This is a genomic window from Vibrio harveyi, assembly GCF_030060435.1.
GTDB classification, from domain to species: domain Bacteria; phylum Pseudomonadota; class Gammaproteobacteria; order Enterobacterales; family Vibrionaceae; genus Vibrio; species Vibrio harveyi.
Genome location: NZ_CP125875.1, coordinates 1,767,357 through 1,785,729 on the forward strand (window position 1 = coordinate 1,767,357; position 18,373 = coordinate 1,785,729).

The following is an 18,373-nucleotide window of genomic DNA, read 5'->3' on the forward strand; positions in this document are numbered from 1 at the left end:
CATAATTAATTATCAGAGCTTATTAAATTCTCTGTTTACGCGATAGGCATCAGAGGTGACATACGCTTCCATACTTCGAATCTTATTATCAAGACGACTGAAGTCGTTTTCTAGCACACTGAGCAACTGATCTGGGCTTTGCCCTTTTTGCCACGGTTTGCTCTTCAATGTATGTTCCTGTTGCGACTTAATGTTTTCGGTATAAGTCATTGGCTGCTTTTCTAACATGAAGGTCATCGCAATGTATGCCAACAAGACAAGGAAAGTACCACCAAGCAAGGCTGCGGAAATCACAACGATACGAATCAACCAAACTTCTGCACCAAAGTAGTTTGCCACTCCGGCACACACGCCGGAGATTTTACCGTTTACAGGGTCACGATACAGTTCTCGTTTACTCATACTTGCGTCTCCACGTTGGGGATTCTGCATCTAGGATACGCTCCAATGTATCAACTCGAGACTGCATCGCTTCCGCTTTCTCAGACAGCACCTGAAGACGCTCTAGATCTTGGCTCGACAGTGCACTATCTGCTTTGCGTTTGCTGCGATAGTGTAAGAAGAGCCATAGTGGAGCGACAAAGATTAAAAAGACAATCAATGGTCCAGTAATAAAAAATGTCGACATAAATGGCTCCTTTCTTATTTATTGTTTGATGACATCTGTTCTTTCAGTTTTGCCAACTCTTTTTCGATTTCATCTTGTGCTTGTAGCTCGGCAAACTCTTGGTCTAAAGATTTTGCGTTGCCAGTTTTTGCGTAAAGATCTGCTTCTGCTTCCATCTCGTCAATTTTACGAGAGTACTGTTCGAACTTTGCCATCGCTTCGTTTGTGCGACCTGCATGCAGTTGTTTTTGAACATCACGACGGTTAGATGCCGTTTGGTTGCGAATTGCCAATGCTTGTTGCTTAGCGCGCGTTTCAGCAATTTTGTTTTCTAGTTTACCGATTTCACCGGTTAGCTTCTCGATGGTTTCTTCAACCAACGTTTGCTCAGTATGAAGACCTTTAATGACTTGCTCTAACTTTTGCTTTTCAATCAGAGCTGCGCGAGCCAAATCTTCACGCTCTTTCACTAAAGCTAGGCTTGCTTTTTGCCCCCACTCAGTGATTTGCTCTTCTAGAGCTTCGACTTTGCGAGCCAACTCTTTTTTATCTGCAATCGCTTTAGCCGAGTTAGTACGCACTTCTACAAGTGTGTCTTCCATTTCTTGGATGATAAGACGGATCATTTTTTCAGGATCTTCCGCCTTGTCCAGCAATGCACTGATGTTTGAGTTAACGATATCTGCAAAACGAGAAAAAATACCCATAACGGAACTCCTCTTTTTTCCTATTAAAACTCGACAAGGCGGTTATTCACCTTGTGTCTCCATTTAGATATTACAAGTAGCGTGCCAACTTTTATTTCCCTTAATAAACAGCAAGTTAAGCATTTTGTTGTTGTTGCATACCGTTATGCTATGATGGTTTTTACCAACTGTTGGTAAATTTCACCAACTCCAATACTGTAAGTCATGGCAAGATAGAAAATAAGAAGGATTTTATGAAGCAAAACCTCATCGGTGAATCACCTGCTTTTCTCGCCGTATTAGATAAAGTATCACAACTTGCGCCAATTGAGCGCCCTGTCCTCATAATTGGAGAACGAGGCACAGGTAAAGAACTCATCGCGCAACGTTTACACTATTTATCAAAGCGTTGGGATAAACCACTGCTTTCCCTAAACTGTGCGACATTAAGCGAAGGTTTGATTGATTCTGAGCTTTTTGGTCATGAGTCCGGCTCATTTACTGGCTCTAAAGGCAAGCACAAAGGACGTTTTGAACGCGCAGAGGGTGGCACACTATTTCTCGATGAATTGGCGACCGCTCCTCTCCTCGTTCAAGAAAAACTTTTGCGTGTGATTGAATATGGGGAATACGAGCGCGTTGGTGGGCATACTGCATTAAACGCCGATGTACGTTTGGTGTGTGCAACCAATGCAGACTTACCAAAGTTGGCGGAACAAGGCGATTTCCGAGCGGATTTACTCGATCGCTTGGCGTTTGACGTCATCATGCTTCCTCCTTTACGTGAAAGAAAAGAAGACATTCTCTCTCTTGCCGAGCATTACGCGATCAAAATGTGTCGTGAACTCCAACTTGAATACTTCGTCGGTTTTACGGAGCAAGCGCAGCAATCGCTCCTAGACTACGAATGGCCAGGTAACGTACGTGAACTTAAGAATGTCATTGAGCGTGCCATATACCGTCATGGATTGAACTCAGATCCGATTGAACACTTGATCTTTAACCCATTTGAAACGGGTTGGGAGAACGCATTGGGGCACTCTGCGAGTCAAGAAGAACCAGAAACAACACAAGCCGCACAAAAAGCAGAAATACACTTCCCGTTGGATTACAAGCAGTGGCAAGAAGACCAAGATATTGAATTGCTCAACCGTGCATTGGAAGAAGCCAAGTTTAACCAGCGTCAAGCAGCAGAGCTGTTAGGTCTGAGCTACCATCAACTAAGAGGCATGGTGAGAAAATATGGCTTAGTTGGTCAAGGATAAACGTCCTTGCACCAAGTTAACTATCATTGCTCTCTAGCGATGTCTCACTCTATCAATTGATCACTATACCCAAGTGACTTCAAGATGCAGGATTCAGAGCGTTGTCTCTGGTTCCCTGTTTAATGAAAGTAAGCAAGGAAGACAACGCTGGATAATAGTCGGCTCTTTCCTAGCGGTTTGACACAGCAGCCAGGTTAATAGCACGCTCTCGAAGGGCGAGTTGACTTGGGTATATAATGATAAAACGAACCGCGGTGCGAAAGGCGCTATTGCACGTACGTTGTGAGCAATTTCAAGAGGCAAAACAGGTCAACGACCAGAAATGATACGGTAATTTGATCTAACACCCTGCAGCTCAACGATTTTATGTTTGGAGCGAGTTGGCAAAAGTGATAAATTAGCGAGATCATTTTCGCTTGTTATACCCGATGCTATAACGCGCTGGGAGCAAGCAAAGTCCAATGACCATTTCATATTATGAATGCTTTTATAAGACTATCGCTGAGCCTAATTGGTATTAGCTTACTCACCGCCTGTGGTGACGAAATCGATCACAATGATATTCGAGAGAATGGCTTTGTGTTTTGTGGGCAAGGTAAGCCAACCACATTCAACCCTCAGCTAATTGACAGCGGCATTACAGCCGAAGCATTAAGTCCTCAGCTTTATGACACGCTGCTCACGCTCGATCCTAAATCTCATCAACCCATCGCGAACCTTGCTGAGAGCTGGTCGGTGAATGAAGAAGGCACCGAATATACGTTTAATCTTAAGCGTGGTGTTCAGTTCCAAAAGACTTCATGGTTCACACCAACTCGACCATTCAACGCGCAAGACGTGGTATTTAGCTTTAAGCGAATCATTGATGTAGACCATCCGTTTCACGACGTCGGTGGTGGTTTTTATCCATGGTTTGCAGGTTTAGATTTCCAAAACCTAGTTAAAGATGTGATTGCGCTGGATGACCACACGGTTAAATTTGTTCTGGCTCAACCTAACTTTGCTTTTTTGGCAAACATTGCCACCAGCCATGCTGTGCTTCTCTCTGCAGAATATGGTCAGCAGTTAGCAGCAAAGGATGAGAAAGCGCAAATTGATATGCTACCTATAGGTACCGGTCCATACCAACTAAAAGAGTATCAAGTGAACGACTTGATTCGTTTAGAGCGCCATCCTAAATACTGGAAATCGCCGGCAAAAATGGAGCAAGTCGTATTCGATATTTCCCACCGTGGTACGGGCACACTCGCTAAGCTACTGAGAAATGAGTGCGATGTCTTGGCTTCACCGATCTCTAGCCAAATCCCGATCATCCAAGAAACAGAAGAGCTGGAATTAACCGCAACACCTGCTAACAACGTGTCCTTTATTGCGATTAATACTGAGCACCCTGCTCTGCGCGATGCTCGAGTTCGCCAAGCCTTGAATCTGGCGATCAACCGCCAGAACATTCTTGACTCGGTTTATTACGGTACGGGTACTCAAGCTTATACACTGCTTCCACCGAACTCTTGGGCTTACCAAAAAGACAGCGTGAAAATACGTTATGACCGTAATTATGCTTTAGCCCTACTTAGAGAGGCAGGTTACGAGAAAGGTCTGCAACTGACGATGTGGGTCCCATTAGAGCCTCGCGCTTTCAACCCTAGCCCGCGTAAAACCGCAGAACTTATCCAAGCTAACTTTGCCGATATCGGTGTTGAGTTACGCCTACTGACCGATGATCGCTTTGAACGCACACAGCTCGAAACCATCAACGATGTTGATTTGCTCTTAACTGGCTGGATTGGTGATACTGGCGATCCTGACAACTTCTTCCGTCCGTTGCTTTCTTGTGAATCTGAGCGGGTGGGTTTAAACGTTTCAATGTGGTGTAACGATGATTTTGACTTCCTGCTCGATCTCGCATTAGAGACACAGCAGCAGCGTTACCGCTTGAACCTATACCGCCAAGCACAGAATATTCTGAATGAAGAGTTTCCAGTTATCCCATTAGCTCACGGCGTTCAGTTCCGTGTTCACGATAAATCGCTGAAAGGTTTTAAATCGAGCCCTTTCAATGCGCAACCTTTTGATAGAGTTGAGAGAATTCATTAATGTTTTGGTACGCCGTAAGACGTCTTAATCTATTTGTCATCACTTTGATGATTCTCACTTTGGTGGGCTTTTCACTCTTGCGTTTGGATCCAACATCTCATTGGGCAAATGTAGAGTTTTGGTCGGGCTGGCAAAGCTACCTAGTCGAGTTGTCTCAGCTCAATTTCGGTATCAGCAAAAATGGCAACCCAATCTATGAAGAGTTAGCGGTGGTGTTCCCTGCAACGCTAGAGCTGTGCTTTTTCGCCTTTGTTGTGTCACTGCTGATCGGTATTCCACTCGGTACAATAGCGGGCATGAAACAAGGCAAATGGTTAGATACCAGCATCTCGTTCGTTTCTATGTCTGGTTATTCCGCCCCAATTTTCTGGGTTGCGCTGATGTTGATTATGGTCTTTTCACTTCAATATCATGTCTTCCCTGTCGCAGGACGCTATGATCTTCTTTACGAAATTGACCATGTGACAGGCTTCGCCATTATCGATGCATTTATGGCAAAAGGTGAATACCGAGCTCATGCGCTACAAAGCGTTATTGAGCATATGGTTCTTCCTTGTTTGGTTCTAGCTCTAACACCAACCACACAGGTCATCGGTTTGATGCGTGCATCAGTGGCAGAAGTGATGAGCCAAAACTACATCCGTGCGGCACGAATCAAAGGTCTATCAAACCGTGAGATCGTGACACAACACGTATTACGCAATGCGATTCCACCCATCATTCCAAAGGTTGGGGTTCAGCTTTCAAGCATGATTACGTTAGCTATCATTACTGAGTCTATCTTCAACTGGCCAGGCATTGGGCGCTGGTTGTTGGACGCTCTTTCGAATCAAGACTATGCGTCAATTCAAGCTGGTGTCATGGTTCTGGCGACCCTTGTTTTAACTGCCAACATCCTTTCGGATTTGATTGGTGCCATGATCAACCCTCTGGTGAGAAAGGAATGGTATGCTAACAAATAACGTCTATCAGGAAGAGCGCATTCCGACTCAGTTCGAACGATTCTGGCGTAGCTACCGCGCGAACAGCTTGGCAATGTTTGGCTTGTGGTGCTTGATCTTCATTGTGCTGATCACCATTTTTGCGCCTTTAATTGCCCCTTATGATCCTCAAGCTCAATCTGGCGAATTGCTTGTGCCGCCATCATGGGCACCAGCTGGCACGGTTGACTACTTCTTAGGGACTGACGATTTAGGTCGTGACATTCTTTCGCGCCTTATTATGGGCTCTCAACTGACGTTCGGAGCTGCAGTCGCAATTACGGCGATAGCAGCGTTGATCGGTTGTTTCATTGGTGTTTTAGCGGGCATGACTAAAGGTCTGCTCTCCAGTACCTTAAACCACTTGCTCGACACTGTGATGTCTATTCCATCACTACTGCTCGCGATCATTTTCGTGGCATTCTTAGGCTTTGGTGAGTTCAATATTCTTCTGGCCATCTGCTTAGCTCTGATCCCACGTTTTATCCGTTCGGTCTATATTGCCGTGCATACCGAGGTTGAAAAAGATTACATCATGGCAGCACGTCTGGATGGTGCGAACGATTTTTATCTGCTGTGGAACTCCATTCTACCTAACGTATTAACGGTTATCGCCGCTGAAATTACCCTTGCACTGTCAGTTGCTATTCTAGATATCACTGCGCTTGGTTTCCTCGGCTTAGGCGCTCAAGCACCAAGTACTGAATGGGGAGCAATTCTAGGTGACTCTGTTGAGCTCATTTACATTGCGCCATGGACAGTAACACTACCAGGTCTCACCATTATGTTTACCGTGGTTGTTCTAAACTTAGTGGGTGAAGGTGTACGCCAAGCTCTCAATGCGGGGATCGAATAATGCCGTTATTAGATATTCGACATTTAACCATTGAAATTGAAACGCCCTCAGGTTTGGTGAAAGCCGTGGACCGCATGAGTATTACCCTGAATGAAGGGGAAATCCGTGGTTTAGTAGGCGAATCAGGCTCGGGCAAAAGCTTGGTGGCCAAAGCCATTGTAGGCGTTTGTAAAGACAACTGGAAAGTGACCGCAGACCGAATGCGTCTTGGCAATATTGACCTGCTTCAACTGACGCCAAAAGAACGCCGAAGAGTGATTGCGCGAGACATCGCCATGATATTCCAAGAGCCTTCAACGTGTTTGGATCCCTCAGAAGAAGTAGGACGTCAGTTGATAGAATCGATCCCGTCTCGCTCTTTTGAAGGTAAATGGTGGGAACGCTTTAAGTGGCGTAAAAAACAGGCCATCGCCCTACTCCATAAAGTGGGTATCAAAGATCATAAACGCTTAATGGGCAGTTACCCGTACGAGCTAACCGATGGTGAATGTCAAAAAGTCATGATCGCAATGGCTATTGCAACCAAGCCAAAAATCTTGATTGCCGATGAACCAACAAACGACCTTGACCCAATTACACAATCGCAAATCTTGCGTTTGTTGAGTCGTATGAACCAACTCAACAACACCACCATTGTGTTGATCGGGCACGACTTGACGACCATTACACAATGGGCAAATCGCATTACCGTAATGTACTGTGGTCAATCGGTGGAATCAGCAGATACCGATAAACTCATCGAAGCACCTAAACACCCTTATACTGCTGCGCTGCTAAAAGCGATGCCCGATTTCAATGATTGGATTCCTCATAAACAGAAACTGCAATCGCTGCCAGGCTCAATCCCTCCGTTGCAGCACTTACCGATTGGTTGCCGTTTAGGACCTCGTTGTCCTTATGCACAAAGACAATGTGTCGAAATTCCGCATACCAAACGAATTAAGAACCATAAATTTAACTGCCACTTCCCATTGAACACGGAGAAACATTCATGAGTGCGTTGCTTGAAGTCGATAACCTATCGAAACAGTTTGTCACGCGCTCAGGTCTGTTCAAACGCACAGTCAAAGAGGCAGTAAAGCCGGTCAGCTTCAGTTTAGAGCCGGGGCAAACTATCGGCTTTATCGGACAAAATGGTTCAGGCAAATCGACGCTAGCACGTATGTTAGCTGGCGTTGTTGAGCCGAGTTCTGGTGAGATTCGAGTGAACGGTGAACGTCTCGAACACAAAGATTACTCGACGCGCTGTAAGCTGATTCGCATGATTTTCCAAGACCCAAACACCTCTTTGAACCCACGAATTCAGATAGGTCGAATTTTGGAAGGTCCGTTAAAGCGAAACACGAACATGCCGCCAGATGCACGTATGAAGCGTGTGAAAGAAACCTTACTTCGAGTTGGTCTGCTGCCGGAACATGCGTACTTCTACCCTCAAATGCTCGCAGCAGGTCAGAAACAACGCGTGTGCCTTGCTCGTGCATTGATCCTTCAGCCTTCGATCATTGTGGCTGACGAAGCACTCAACGGTCTCGACATGGCGATGCGCTCTCAGATCATCAACCTCTTCTTAGAGCTGCAAGAAGAGATGGGACTGTCCTTTGTTTATGTATCTCAGCATATTGGGATCGTAAAACACATTACCGACAAAGTGATGGTGATGCACGAAGGCGAAGTTGTGGAGTTTGGTGAAACTAACCAAGTACTTACCAATCCAGAGCACGCTATTACTCAACGATTGGTCGAGAGTCACTTTTACAAAGCGCCAAGCCACTAATCCTTGTCTCTCAGAAAATCGTAAATTACTGACAAAAATAACAAAGCCTGCATCAACGCAGGCTTTTTAGTATTACTGGATATCAAGACGCGACTCGACCCAATTAGCGACGGCTTTCTTGTTTGCGCAGTTCAAAATCAAATTCGTCAGGAAAAAGAACAACACCTTCTTCATTCTGGTTTGGGAAAACCACGACAGAGAGCTCATCGTCTTCTAAACCGGACGTCCAGCGACTGTGCCACTTGTTCAATGAAATAGCTTCCGGCTCACATTCTTCCCAGTCACCCGTTGCCCATTGCTGTGCAAACTCTTCGTTTGGCCAAACTGGTACACAATCGTCATCTTCTGTGTTTAGCATGACACAACCGTGTTCGTCTTTCAGAATCCACACTTTGCGGTTCGCTACGATTTCTTTTACGCAGTATTTCAAACGCTGCTCTTCATTGTAGCGGTTAATGGTGTCCATCTGCTCTTGGGTTAATGCTTCAGACATAGTCGTCTCCTATTTCCCATAGAAAAATGCCCACCGAAGGGCGGGCATCTAAAGTATAAACTGGTAACAATGAAATTACGCAAGCTCAGTTTGAAGCCAAGGCCAACCTTGCTTCTTACGGCTTAGCGTGTTTTCCATCATTAGCATGCCATCTTTCTCATGCTTAACAAGCTTCTCAGCCCACTCACCTTTGTATAGAAGACGAGTTTGAGCAGTAGTGATGTCTGTTAGCATCACTGCCGCGAATGCTAGGTTGTCGTTTGCACAACGCGCCTCTAGATCAGCTTCTAGCGCATCGATCATGCCATCCACTTGCTCAAGAGTTGCAAGCTCAACCTGACCTACAACTACGTCACGACCGTTGAATGGGTAACCTTTCAGGTCTTTTTCAACAAGCTCAGCAGCAGATAGACCTTCGATGTTTGTCTTAGCAATTAGAAGATCTTTAGTGAATGCGTCAACATCTTGCACGTCTGCGATTGCCGCTAGTTCAGCAACAGCGTCTTTGTCTTTTTGAGTACAAGTTGGAGAAGCAAAACCAACAGTGTCAGATAGAATAGCTGACATCATTAGCTTAGCGATTTGAGGTGTGATCTCGTGACCTTCAATCTTGAACATGTTGAATAGTACTGTGTTAGTACAACCAACAGGCCAGATCCATGCTTCCATTGGGTTTACTGTCATCACATCACCTAGACGGTGGTGGTCAACGATACCCGCGATTTCAGCTTCAGCGATGTCGTCTGGTGCTTGCGCTAGATCTGAGTAATCTACTAGCCAAACTGTTTCACCCGCAACTGAAGTACGTAGCTCAGGAACTTCTGCGCCAGCTACTTCTAAGATGTGCTGAGTTTCACGGTTAATTTCGCCCTGACGAATTGGCATTGCTTCAACACCACGCGCCTTTAGAAGTTCAGTTGCAACTAGTGCACTACAAATACTGTCACTGTCTGGGTTCTTATGACCTACAACTAGAATCATGTCTCTTCCTATTCAAGTCAATTTGATGGCTTCCTAACGGGGTGAATTACGTAACGAATTGCACCAAGGAAGCGAGTTTGCTCACAAAGGCGGTTACTTTACCTGAAATTTTGCTTTTGTCCTAATTTCAAAACGTAAAAAAGACTCAATAAATTCACCCGACAAGCACAACACACAGGATTCATTCAATAGAGGTCGTTTATACCCAAGTGACTTCAGGATGCAGGATTCAGAGCGTTGTCATTGATTCGAGAGCAAGGAAAACAACGCAGTGTAATAGCCAGCTCTTTCCAAGTAGCCATTTGTTTGACTAAAAAAGCGAGTCAAAGACACGCTCCCAAAGGGCGCTCCTTGCAAATATAAGGGCCTTGGCTTGTATACTTTGTTGCCGATTCTTGATTTAGACCCACAAAACCTTTAAATCGCCGCCGCGTCTACAAACCAAGTCAGTCTCGCTGAACCTAGCATCTCGAAGTTACTTGGGTATAGTAGTGACAACGAAAAAAGCTCAAGCAATTCAATACTTGGGCTTTGATGAAAAGTCTGGTTTAAAACTGTTCTATCGTGTCGCCAGATTTAAACTCCACTTTCCTATTTTTATAACTGGTGTAGCAGAAGACAATAATAAACTTCAGCGTCATGATGAGAATGATGGTAGGCGCTGGTGCACTGTCAATGAAAAAGCTCAAGTACACACCAAGAAAAGCACTCAGCAGTGACATACATAAGGCAAGCAACACCATGCTGTGGAAACGGCGCGTTAGTAAGAATGCGGTTGCCCCGGGAGCAATCAGCATCGCGATAACTAAGATCATCCCAACAGCCTTAAGTGCAGCGACAATGGCTAACGATAGTAACGAAAGCAAACCATAATGGAGAAACTTAACAGGCAGACCAATTGCTTGCGCGTGTTGGTAATCAAATACGAAAACTAACAAATCTTTTCCTTTGAACACCGCAAAAAGCACAACAAGTAAAGCGACGATTGCGGCTTCAATGATGTCCGCCCAACTCACACCTAGTGCATCACCAAACAAGATATGATCTAGGTGGACGCCTACTTCGATTTTGGTCATCAATACGAGACCAAGCGCGAACATGGCAGAAAAGACTACGCCCATAATGGTGTCTTCTTTGATACGGCTATTTTCTTTTAAGTAGCCTGTTGAAAGCGCACAAAATATACCCGCAGCAAACGCGCCAACGGTGTAAGGGATAGCAAGGATATAGGCAATCACCACACCAGGAAGAATCGAGTGCGCGATGGCGTCCCCCATCAACGACCAACCTTTCAATACAAGGAAGCAAGACAATAAAGCCGTTGGAATTGAAACAAGCAAAACAATCAAGAATGCTTGCTGCATGAATGTGAAGGTAAAAGGCATAAGGAGTGTATCAAGCATTTTTGTGCTCCTTATTCATCATAGGCATTGAAGACGCTGATTCACGATTCTTTTTTGCGATTTGTTGTTTGCTTTTACGTCTAATCGCAATTTGACCATGCTTAGGTGCGAAAACAAATGCCATCAAGAAACAAGCTGTTTGCAGTAAAACGATGCTCCCGCCAGTCGCGCCATCAATGTAGTAACTGACGTAGGCACCAACGAATGAACTTAGAGACCCAATTGCAACAGCGTAAACAATCACGCGTGAAAATCGGTCAGTCATTAAATACGCTGTAGCCCCTGGAATAACAACCATCGCAATAACCAAAAAAGCACCAACGGTCTGCAACGCTGCGACAGTACATGCACTTAGAAGCGTAAAAAACAACACTTTCAATCGGGTCGGGTTCAGTCCGACACTCTTGGCATGGTTCTCATCGAAAAAGACCACCATTAGGTCTTTCCATTTGACGAGCATAACGGCAAGCGAGATTCCACCAATAATAACTAACTGGAATGTATCGGTCGGCGTGATGGCGAGCACATTACCTAATACAATAGTTTGAATATTCACCGCGGCAGGGAAAAGTGAAACTAAAAATAACCCCAGACCAAAAAAAGACGTAAATATCAAACCAATGATGGCATCTTCTTTTAATTTGCTTCTTTGGCTCAAGAACAACATTCCAGCGGCAGCAAGACCACCAGACAAAAACGCGCCAAAGGCAAAAGGTAAGCCGAGCATATATGCACCAGCAACCCCAGGAACGATCGAGTGAGAAAGTGCATCACCAATGAGTGACCAGCCTTTCAACATTAGGTAAGTCGACAGAAAGCCGCAGACACCGCCAATCAATGCACTCACCCACATGGCATTCACCATGTAGCCATAGTGAAAAGGTTCGAGTAAATAATCCATAAAAATGAACTCCTTACTTGTCTGGACGCAAAACCGGAACAGCTTGCTGCTCACCATACATAACAACTGGACGTTCGTGGTCAGACAATACTGTCAACTTACGCTCATCATCATCTTCATGAAGATCTTTACCGCCAAGGATGAAGTGTCGAAGGACGCCACCAAATGCAAGTTCGAGGTTTTCAGGAGTGAAGATTTCGCTAGTCATCCCGGAAGCAAGCACAGTTCGATTGATCAATACGGTGCGGTCACAAAAATCTGGCACACTACCTAAATTGTGCGTGGATACCAGCATGACTTTGCCCTCATCACGTAAGTCACGCAGCAACGCCATGATTTGTTCTTCCGTTTGAACGTCGACACCAGTAAAAGGTTCATCCAGCAAAATAACGTCACTCTCTTGCGCCAATGCTCGCGCAAGAAAAACACGTTTCTTTTGTCCGCCAGAAAGTTCACCTATTTGGCGTTTTCTAAACGCGGTCATGTTCACGCGATCAAGTGCAGCCGTCACCATGTCATGATCGGTTTGCTTTGGAATGCGGAGTAATCCCATATGACCATAGCGCCCCATCATGACAACATCTTCAACCAGAACAGGAAAGTTCCAATCGATTTCTTCGCTTTGCGGTACGTACGCGACAACATTCTGTTTTAGAGCTTTTTTTGCCGGCATACCAAGGATCTCAACCGATCCTTGGCTAACCGGTACAAACCCCATAATGGATTTGAATAACGTCGACTTACCGCTGCCATTCACACCAACAAGAGCCGTAATTGATCCTTTTGGAAGAGAAAAACTTGCATCATATAGCGCGGTATGACCGTTGCGATAAGTGACACTAATGTCTGATACTTTAATTCCTGCCATTACTGTTCTAGACCCTCTGCGATTGTGTTTGAAGTCACTTTCAGTAAGTCTAAGAAGGTTGGCACTGGACCGTTTTTACTGCTCAATGAATCCACGTACAAGACACCTGCATATTTAGCCCCTGTTTCACGCGCAACCTGCTGTGCTGGCTTTGCCGATACAGTGCTTTCACTGAATACCGCAGAGATCTGATTTGCACGAACTTCATCAATAACACGTTTAACTTGTTGTGGCGTACCTTGCGAGTCTGCATTGATTGGCCATAGGTAGAGTTCTTTAAGACCGAAGTCTCGAGCCAAATAGCTGAATGCCCCTTCACTTGTTACCAACCAACGTTTGTCTTCTGGGATTTGAGCCACTTTTTCACGAATAGGCTGAACCATATCCATGATCTGCTTTTTGTATGCTTCAGCATTCTTTTGGTAAGTCTTTGCATTAACACTGTCGTATTTCACTAGTGCATCACGAATATTATCGACGTATATCAGAGCATCACTTGGAGACATCCAAGCATGGGGATTAGGTTTGCCACTGTAAGGACCTTGAGCGATGCTCATCGGCTGCACACCCTCGGTCACAATCACACTTGGCACATCATGAAGATTTTTGAAGAACTTTTTGAACCACAGTTCTAGGTTCAAACCATTGTACAGAATAAGATCCGCGCCTTGAGCGCGTCGAATATCACCAGGGGTCGCTTGATAGTTGTGAATCTCAGCGTCAGGTTTAGTAATCGACTCAACAACAGCCGCATCACCAGCTACGTTTTGAGCCATATCCGCGATAATGGTGAAAGTTGTCACTACTTTAAATTTCTCGGCTGCCATTGCTGCCGTGCTTAATCCAAGTGACATCATAGACAAAAGTACAACCGCAGGTTTGGCAAAAGAGCCAATTTTTAATCTCATCCCTGTTTTCTCCAGAAGGCAAATAGTTACTTTGAAAAGATAGAAGGATTCTACCTTTCATTAGCATTACTGTAAATGATAATAGTTATCATTTGCAGTAATTTTAGCCTTTATTTCTGAAAAGGACGAGATTGGCTCACTTTTCCAATTACATTGCTGTCACGACAGCCTTAGCATTTAACCCTTTATCTAAGCTGACTAGCAATAACTGACATGGCTCTTGATTGAGCTTCTCCCCGGTCCAGTAATCATACCAATCTGTTGGTTGGTCTGCGGTAAGCGTAAATTCTGTCGCATCATCGTTCGCGTAGTTAAACAAACAGTGCAGATCATTCTTAGATGTTAGTGGCAGAAAAGCATGGTTCAAACCTAATGCGGTAAACTTAGCCGATTCTTGATTACGGCGTTGACGCAGCATCAGTTTCGCTAGCGTCTTACTCGCAAATGGGGTGATTTCTGGTAGAGGGTCACCGGAAAGTAGTAGACCGCCACACGCTAGCAGCACGTTACGATGGAATTGATAATCTTCACGCGAGGCTGCTTGGTTAGGTAATGAAGTGAACGTTGCGCAATCTGGGTCGATTTGCCATAACTTGCGATGCTGCCAACTGCGGAAGAAGGTCTCTTTAGCAATTTGCTCAAAGCGATGGCTATGGCGCTCTACATCGTCAGACACACGCATGGCATCGACTAAGCCCAAAGAAGGCCACATTGGTGCGTTACAACCCAATAGCCATGCATCTCCTGCCCCTTTAGCGATCGCTTCCATACCCATACGGTAGGCTTCTACACCGGTTACGCCCGATTGACTGCGCTTACCTTTTAAAGTGCCCCAATAGTTTGCGTCTAATTTGAATAGCTCAACACCCCACTCTTCGCGCATGACAGATACTACGTGAGTTAAGTGATCTTGAACTTCAGGGTTTGAAGTATCGAGAATGTACCAAGGTGTACACCGCCAACCACCATAGGTGACATCTTCAGCTTTCAGAAGCTCTCCGTCTTCGTGACGCACAAACCAATCGGGATGCTTTTTGAAGATTTCTGATTCTGGCTGGGCAATGAATGGTGCCATCCAAATGGCTGGTTTTTTGCCTTTTGCACGAATGTTATGAATCAGCTCTTTTACACCACCAGAGAACTTATCTGAAGGCGTTAGCCAATCTCCCATAAATGCTTGGTAGCCATCATCTAGCAGTACCCATTCGAGCTCAGCTAGGTTGTCTTGCATACATTCCACGTTTTCCAAAACGTTGCCTTCGGTCACGTCCGCGTAGTAGGCATACCAAGAGCACCAACCAACCGGAGCGTCTTGCATTACTCCGTTACGTGCAGGGTGATGTTCTGCAATCATCTCACTGTATTCTTGATACAGCTCAGATAACGAACTCCCACGTAACACAACAACCGATTCAAGATGGTTATGTTCCCAGTCTGCAACTTGCGTTCTTTCACCATCGATTGCTGCTGAAAGTACCCAATGTTCACCATGTTGCTTCACCTCAAAGTAACCAGCAAAGCGACGGCAAGTAGTGAAACCAAATAAGGTGTAACCTGCAGAGTCTTCTACGACTAAATAGTTGTAGTAACGCTTTGGTGCGCTCTCAGGGTAAATACGGTAGGAATTGTTGTTATCGGGGCAACGACCAATGTCGATAGGTTGAGAAATGGTACCGCTGGTCTGTGCCAACATTTGGAAGCCATCACCGATAACGGTTGCGCCTTGCTCATAGAGAAAAGGCATTTGAAACAAGACTTCACGGTCAGTAAAGGTTTTATTGTGTATCCCGGCAAAAGAAAAGTGAATTTGGTTGCCGACGATTTCGAATTGAAGATCGTTATCACTTACTGAGATCTCAGTGTGATTGGCCAATTGAATGGTCTGAGCCATAGAAAATCTACTCACTTGATTATTATTGTTTAGTTTGGCTCATTATCCTCCGCTTCTGCTGCTCAATTCGTTATCGACGTCACGAATCTGTTGCTCTTGAGCAAGCCCAAACTCGGTATTGAGAGAATGCTCACTGAAATTTGGTCAAAAAAATACCAGCCCGGAGGCTGGTATTTTATTTAAAGCTTAGTGCTCTGATTAAGCAACTTCGATTGGACCACCGAATGAAGTAACTGGTGGAACTTTACCAGTGAACTTCTCGAAGTTTACGATACATGTATTCGCAGAAGTCGCCTGTGCTAGCTCAGAAGAACCGATATCTTGAGTTAGAGTGTTAGGGTCACCGTAAGTACAGATTGCACCTACTTTCTCGTTTAGAGGACCGTACCACGCACCTTCTTCGATACGGATAACACCACGTGGGTAGCTGTCAGTAAGTACAGCACCGGCAAGAAGCTGACCACGATCGTTAAATACGCGTACCAAGTCACCGTCTTTGATGCCTTTCGCTTTTGCATCAGCCGGGTTGATGTATACAGGCTCACGACCTTGAACAGCGTAAGTTGCACGGAAGTCTTCAGATTCACACATCTGAGAGTGCAGACGCTTGTCTGGGTGGCAAGATTGTAGCCAGTACGGGTGTTTGTCAGAGCCAGGACCACCGTGTGAACGTTCTGATTTCTCGAACCACATAGGGTGTTCTTGACAGTGTTCGTAACCGTAACGACCGATCTTACGAGAAGTGATCTCGATGAAACCAGAAGGTGTACCCAGTGGGTTGATTTCTGGATCTTGACGGAAGTCAGCGTGACGAACCCAAGGCTTACCTTGACCGAAGTCTAGTACGCTCTTCTCCCAGAACTCATCAAATTCTGGCATTTCGAACTTACCGTCGTTCGCTTTCTTACAATCGTTGTACAGGCTGCGGATCCATTCCATCTCGCTCATGCCACGAGTGTACTCGTCGCGACGACCAAAGCGTTGAGTCAGTTCACTCATGATTTGGAAGTCTGGCTTAGATTGGAACAATGGGTCCACTAGACGATGCATAGCAATCAGACCTTTGTTCGAGTAAGAACCGTACACGTCGATGTCGTTACGTTCCCACTGAGTACATGCTGGAAGCACGATATCAGAGAAACGACACGTTGCAGTCCAAGCGAACTCAACCGTTACTACTGTTTGTAGCTTCTGGAACGCTTGCTTCATGCGGTTACGGTCTTGGTGGTGGTGCCATGGGTTACAACCCGAGATCACCATCATCTTGAAGTCTGGAAGTTTAACTTTACCACCGTTGTAGTTGATCTCTTTGCCTGGTTCTAGCAGACAGTCGATCCAACGAGCAACAGGGATAGTACGGCTGTAACCGTTAAAGTCGTTGTTGTCCCACTTCGGCTTCATACCAGTATCTAGGTTACGAGGGAAACCACCAGGACCCGCGAAACCAGTTGAAGGTACACCGATACTTGAGTAGTGGTGACCGTAAGAGATACCACCGCCAGGCAGACCAATTTGACCAACCATTGCTGCAACTACTGCTGCTGCCCAGTATGGTTGCTCACCGTGCTCTTGACGTTGGATACACCAACCCATAAGGATTTGTGTACGACCGTTCACTAGCATGCGTGCGAATTCACGAATCTTGTCCGCTTTCACGCCACAGATAGGAGCAGCCCACTCAGGTGTCTTAACAACTTTATCTTTCGTTTCACCTTGAACGTACTTGATGAAATCTTCGAAACCTAGACAGTAAGTTTCAATAAACTTCTTGTCGTATAGGTCTTCGTTGTACAGTACGTGCGCAACAGCAAGCATGAATGCTACGTCTGTTAGCGGGTTAATGTATAGGTGATCGTTCTCTAGGTAACGTTGAGTCTTGTTCTTAACTGGGTCTACAGAAAGAACATTGATCTCGCCTTTCGCTACTTTTTCCTTCAACTGCGCTAGGTAGTTGAAAGATTCGTGCGTTTCACAGTTCCAACCTACTTGCAGGTTTTTCACTGGGTCATTTGCCCAAAGAATGATGTTGTCTGAGTTCTCTAGAATTTCAGACCAAGACGTACCTTGTGCATAAACTTCTGTTGAACCAAGTACGTAAGGCATGATGGTTTGACCTGCACCAGTCGAGTAGTCACCTACTTTAGTGATGAAGTTACCGTGCATACCTACAGCACGTTGCATGTGTGCCGTACAGTTGTTGAACGCACCAGTTTGGTTCCAACCAGTTTGACCTGCGTGTAGAGCCCATGGACCGTATTCTTTCTGAACACGTTCTAGCTCACGGTAGAACAGATCTAGAGCTTCATCCCAAGTTACACGGATGAAACGGTTGTTACCGCGCGTCTCAGCGCTGTATTTGTGCTTCTTCAGCCAATCTAGACGAACCATTGGGTAACGAACACGTGATGGGCTGTAGATGATGCCCTTGATGCCGTTCAACATTTCTGTTGGGTTCTGGTCTAGTTCTAGCGGTTTGATCTCTTGAACTTTACCCGCGTAGATGTGGGCGCGGAACGCGCCCCAGTGTGAACCTGTTACTTTCCAAGTACCAGTAGTCTCAGCTGCGTTTGCAGATGCTGAAGCCAATAAGCTTGGACCGATAACTGACGCTGCACTTGTGGTTGCTACACCTTTAAGAAAACTTCTTCGTGTAATAGCCATTT

17 protein-coding genes are annotated in these 18,373 nt (G+C 45.4%); 6 read left to right on the forward strand and 11 right to left on the reverse strand.

Features of this window, described 5'->3' with window-relative positions; all coding sequences use genetic code 11:
* Positions 1–12 precede the first annotated feature (12 nt).
* The 3 genes from pspC to pspA are packed head-to-tail and all read right to left on the reverse strand — an operon-like array spanning position 13 to position 1,314.
* Complete coding sequence (gene pspC / locus QMY49_RS08485; protein WP_005450693.1) at positions 13–402, reverse strand: envelope stress response membrane protein PspC; 390 nt, start codon at positions 400–402, stop codon at positions 13–15.
* Positions 395–628 carry an envelope stress response membrane protein PspB gene (gene pspB / locus QMY49_RS08490; protein ID WP_005450695.1) on the reverse strand — a complete coding sequence of 78 codons (234 nt, stop codon included), beginning with the start codon at positions 626–628 and terminating at the stop codon, positions 395–397. The genes pspC and pspB overlap by 8 nt, the downstream gene beginning before the upstream one ends.
* A 14-nt stretch (positions 629–642) precedes the next feature.
* Positions 643–1,314 (reverse strand): phage shock protein PspA, encoded by a 672-nt coding sequence (gene pspA, locus QMY49_RS08495; RefSeq protein ID WP_005450697.1) that lies wholly within the window; start codon positions 1,312–1,314, stop codon positions 643–645.
* Between the two features lie 233 nt (positions 1,315–1,547).
* Here pspA and pspF point away from each other — a divergent pair, with 233 nt between their 5' ends.
* The 6 genes from pspF (at position 1,548) to QMY49_RS08525 (ending at position 8,265) form a co-directional block, all read left to right on the forward strand.
* A complete protein-coding gene (gene pspF / locus QMY49_RS08500) occupies positions 1,548–2,558 on the forward strand; it encodes a phage shock protein operon transcriptional activator (RefSeq protein WP_009698165.1) in 1,011 nt (336 codons plus the stop codon).
* A 477-nt stretch (positions 2,559–3,035) separates the two neighbouring features.
* Positions 3,036–4,655: an ABC transporter substrate-binding protein SapA gene (sapA, locus tag QMY49_RS08505; protein ID WP_283311012.1), complete on the forward strand. Its 1,620-nt coding sequence runs from the start codon at positions 3,036–3,038 to the stop codon at positions 4,653–4,655.
* Positions 4,655–5,617 carry an ABC transporter permease gene (locus QMY49_RS08510; protein ID WP_005450705.1) on the forward strand — a complete coding sequence of 321 codons (963 nt, stop codon included), beginning with the start codon at positions 4,655–4,657 and terminating at the stop codon, positions 5,615–5,617. The genes sapA and QMY49_RS08510 overlap by 1 nt, the downstream gene beginning before the upstream one ends.
* Positions 5,604–6,491 (forward strand): ABC transporter permease subunit, encoded by an 888-nt coding sequence (locus QMY49_RS08515; RefSeq protein WP_005450707.1) that lies wholly within the window; start codon positions 5,604–5,606, stop codon positions 6,489–6,491. Before QMY49_RS08510 ends, QMY49_RS08515 begins: the two co-directional genes overlap by 14 nt.
* On the forward strand, positions 6,491–7,486 hold the full coding sequence (locus tag QMY49_RS08520; protein ID WP_005450708.1) for a peptide ABC transporter ATP-binding protein: 996 nt from the start codon (positions 6,491–6,493) through the stop codon (positions 7,484–7,486). The genes QMY49_RS08515 and QMY49_RS08520 overlap by 1 nt, the downstream gene beginning before the upstream one ends.
* Entirely contained in the window at positions 7,483–8,265 is a 783-nt protein-coding gene (locus QMY49_RS08525) for a peptide ABC transporter ATP-binding protein (RefSeq protein ID WP_005450710.1), read from the forward strand. The genes QMY49_RS08520 and QMY49_RS08525 overlap by 4 nt, the downstream gene beginning before the upstream one ends.
* Before the next feature lie 103 nt (positions 8,266–8,368).
* Here the strand turns inward: QMY49_RS08525 and QMY49_RS08530 are convergent, their stop codons facing one another.
* The 8 genes from QMY49_RS08530 to torA form a co-directional block, all read right to left on the reverse strand.
* On the reverse strand, positions 8,369–8,758 hold the full coding sequence (locus QMY49_RS08530; RefSeq protein ID WP_005437260.1) for a DUF2750 domain-containing protein: 390 nt from the start codon (positions 8,756–8,758) through the stop codon (positions 8,369–8,371).
* 75 nt (positions 8,759–8,833) lie between these two features.
* Positions 8,834–9,739 carry a manganese-dependent inorganic pyrophosphatase gene (locus QMY49_RS08535; protein ID WP_005450712.1) on the reverse strand — a complete coding sequence of 302 codons (906 nt, stop codon included), beginning with the start codon at positions 9,737–9,739 and terminating at the stop codon, positions 8,834–8,836.
* A gap of 548 nt (positions 9,740–10,287) precedes the next feature.
* On the reverse strand, positions 10,288–11,142 hold the full coding sequence (locus QMY49_RS08540; protein ID WP_005450714.1) for a metal ABC transporter permease: 855 nt from the start codon (positions 11,140–11,142) through the stop codon (positions 10,288–10,290).
* Positions 11,135–12,043 (reverse strand): metal ABC transporter permease, encoded by a 909-nt coding sequence (locus QMY49_RS08545; protein ID WP_283311014.1) that lies wholly within the window; start codon positions 12,041–12,043, stop codon positions 11,135–11,137. The genes QMY49_RS08540 and QMY49_RS08545 overlap by 8 nt, the downstream gene beginning before the upstream one ends.
* A gap of 13 nt (positions 12,044–12,056) precedes the next feature.
* Entirely contained in the window at positions 12,057–12,911 is an 855-nt protein-coding gene (locus QMY49_RS08550) for a manganese/iron ABC transporter ATP-binding protein (protein WP_283311016.1), read from the reverse strand.
* Positions 12,911–13,819: a metal ABC transporter substrate-binding protein gene (locus QMY49_RS08555; RefSeq protein ID WP_005450720.1), complete on the reverse strand. Its 909-nt coding sequence runs from the start codon at positions 13,817–13,819 to the stop codon at positions 12,911–12,913. The genes QMY49_RS08550 and QMY49_RS08555 overlap by 1 nt, the downstream gene beginning before the upstream one ends.
* 148 nt (positions 13,820–13,967) lie before the next feature.
* Positions 13,968–15,710, reverse strand: a complete 1,743-nt coding sequence (locus tag QMY49_RS08560) for a glycoside hydrolase family 36 protein (protein ID WP_009699912.1) — start codon at positions 15,708–15,710, stop codon at positions 13,968–13,970.
* Between the two features lie 198 nt (positions 15,711–15,908).
* The gene (gene torA, locus QMY49_RS08565) at positions 15,909–18,371 is read right to left on the reverse strand and encodes a trimethylamine-N-oxide reductase TorA (protein ID WP_005450724.1); all 2,463 of its coding nucleotides are present in this window, start codon (positions 18,369–18,371) and stop codon (positions 15,909–15,911) included.
* Between the last annotated feature and the right edge of the window lie 2 nt (positions 18,372–18,373).

Excerpts from the sequence above, each read along its gene's own strand:
- pspC (WP_005450693.1), bottom strand. The coding sequence starts at position 402 with ATGAGTAAACGAGAACTGTATCGTGACCCTGTAAACGGTAAAATCTCC.
- pspB (WP_005450695.1), bottom strand. The coding sequence starts at position 628 with ATGTCGACATTTTTTATTACTGGACCATTGATTGTCTTTTTAATCTTT.
- pspA (WP_005450697.1), bottom strand. The coding sequence starts at position 1,314 with ATGGGTATTTTTTCTCGTTTTGCAGATATCGTTAACTCAAACATCAGT.
- pspF (WP_009698165.1), top strand. The coding sequence starts at position 1,548 with ATGAAGCAAAACCTCATCGGTGAATCACCTGCTTTTCTCGCCGTATTA.
- sapA (WP_283311012.1), top strand. The coding sequence starts at position 3,036 with ATGAATGCTTTTATAAGACTATCGCTGAGCCTAATTGGTATTAGCTTA.
- QMY49_RS08510 (WP_005450705.1), top strand. The coding sequence starts at position 4,655 with ATGTTTTGGTACGCCGTAAGACGTCTTAATCTATTTGTCATCACTTTG.
- QMY49_RS08515 (WP_005450707.1), top strand. The coding sequence starts at position 5,604 with ATGCTAACAAATAACGTCTATCAGGAAGAGCGCATTCCGACTCAGTTC.
- QMY49_RS08520 (WP_005450708.1), top strand. The coding sequence starts at position 6,491 with ATGCCGTTATTAGATATTCGACATTTAACCATTGAAATTGAAACGCCC.
- QMY49_RS08525 (WP_005450710.1), top strand. The coding sequence starts at position 7,483 with ATGAGTGCGTTGCTTGAAGTCGATAACCTATCGAAACAGTTTGTCACG.
- QMY49_RS08530 (WP_005437260.1), bottom strand. The coding sequence starts at position 8,758 with ATGTCTGAAGCATTAACCCAAGAGCAGATGGACACCATTAACCGCTAC.
- QMY49_RS08535 (WP_005450712.1), bottom strand. The coding sequence starts at position 9,739 with ATGATTCTAGTTGTAGGTCATAAGAACCCAGACAGTGACAGTATTTGT.
- QMY49_RS08540 (WP_005450714.1), bottom strand. The coding sequence starts at position 11,142 with ATGCTTGATACACTCCTTATGCCTTTTACCTTCACATTCATGCAGCAA.
- QMY49_RS08545 (WP_283311014.1), bottom strand. The coding sequence starts at position 12,043 with ATGGATTATTTACTCGAACCTTTTCACTATGGCTACATGGTGAATGCC.
- QMY49_RS08550 (WP_283311016.1), bottom strand. The coding sequence starts at position 12,911 with ATGGCAGGAATTAAAGTATCAGACATTAGTGTCACTTATCGCAACGGT.
- QMY49_RS08555 (WP_005450720.1), bottom strand. The coding sequence starts at position 13,819 with ATGAGATTAAAAATTGGCTCTTTTGCCAAACCTGCGGTTGTACTTTTG.
- QMY49_RS08560 (WP_009699912.1), bottom strand. The coding sequence starts at position 15,710 with ATGGCTCAGACCATTCAATTGGCCAATCACACTGAGATCTCAGTAAGT.
- torA (WP_005450724.1), bottom strand. The coding sequence starts at position 18,371 with ATGGCTATTACACGAAGAAGTTTTCTTAAAGGTGTAGCAACCACAAGT.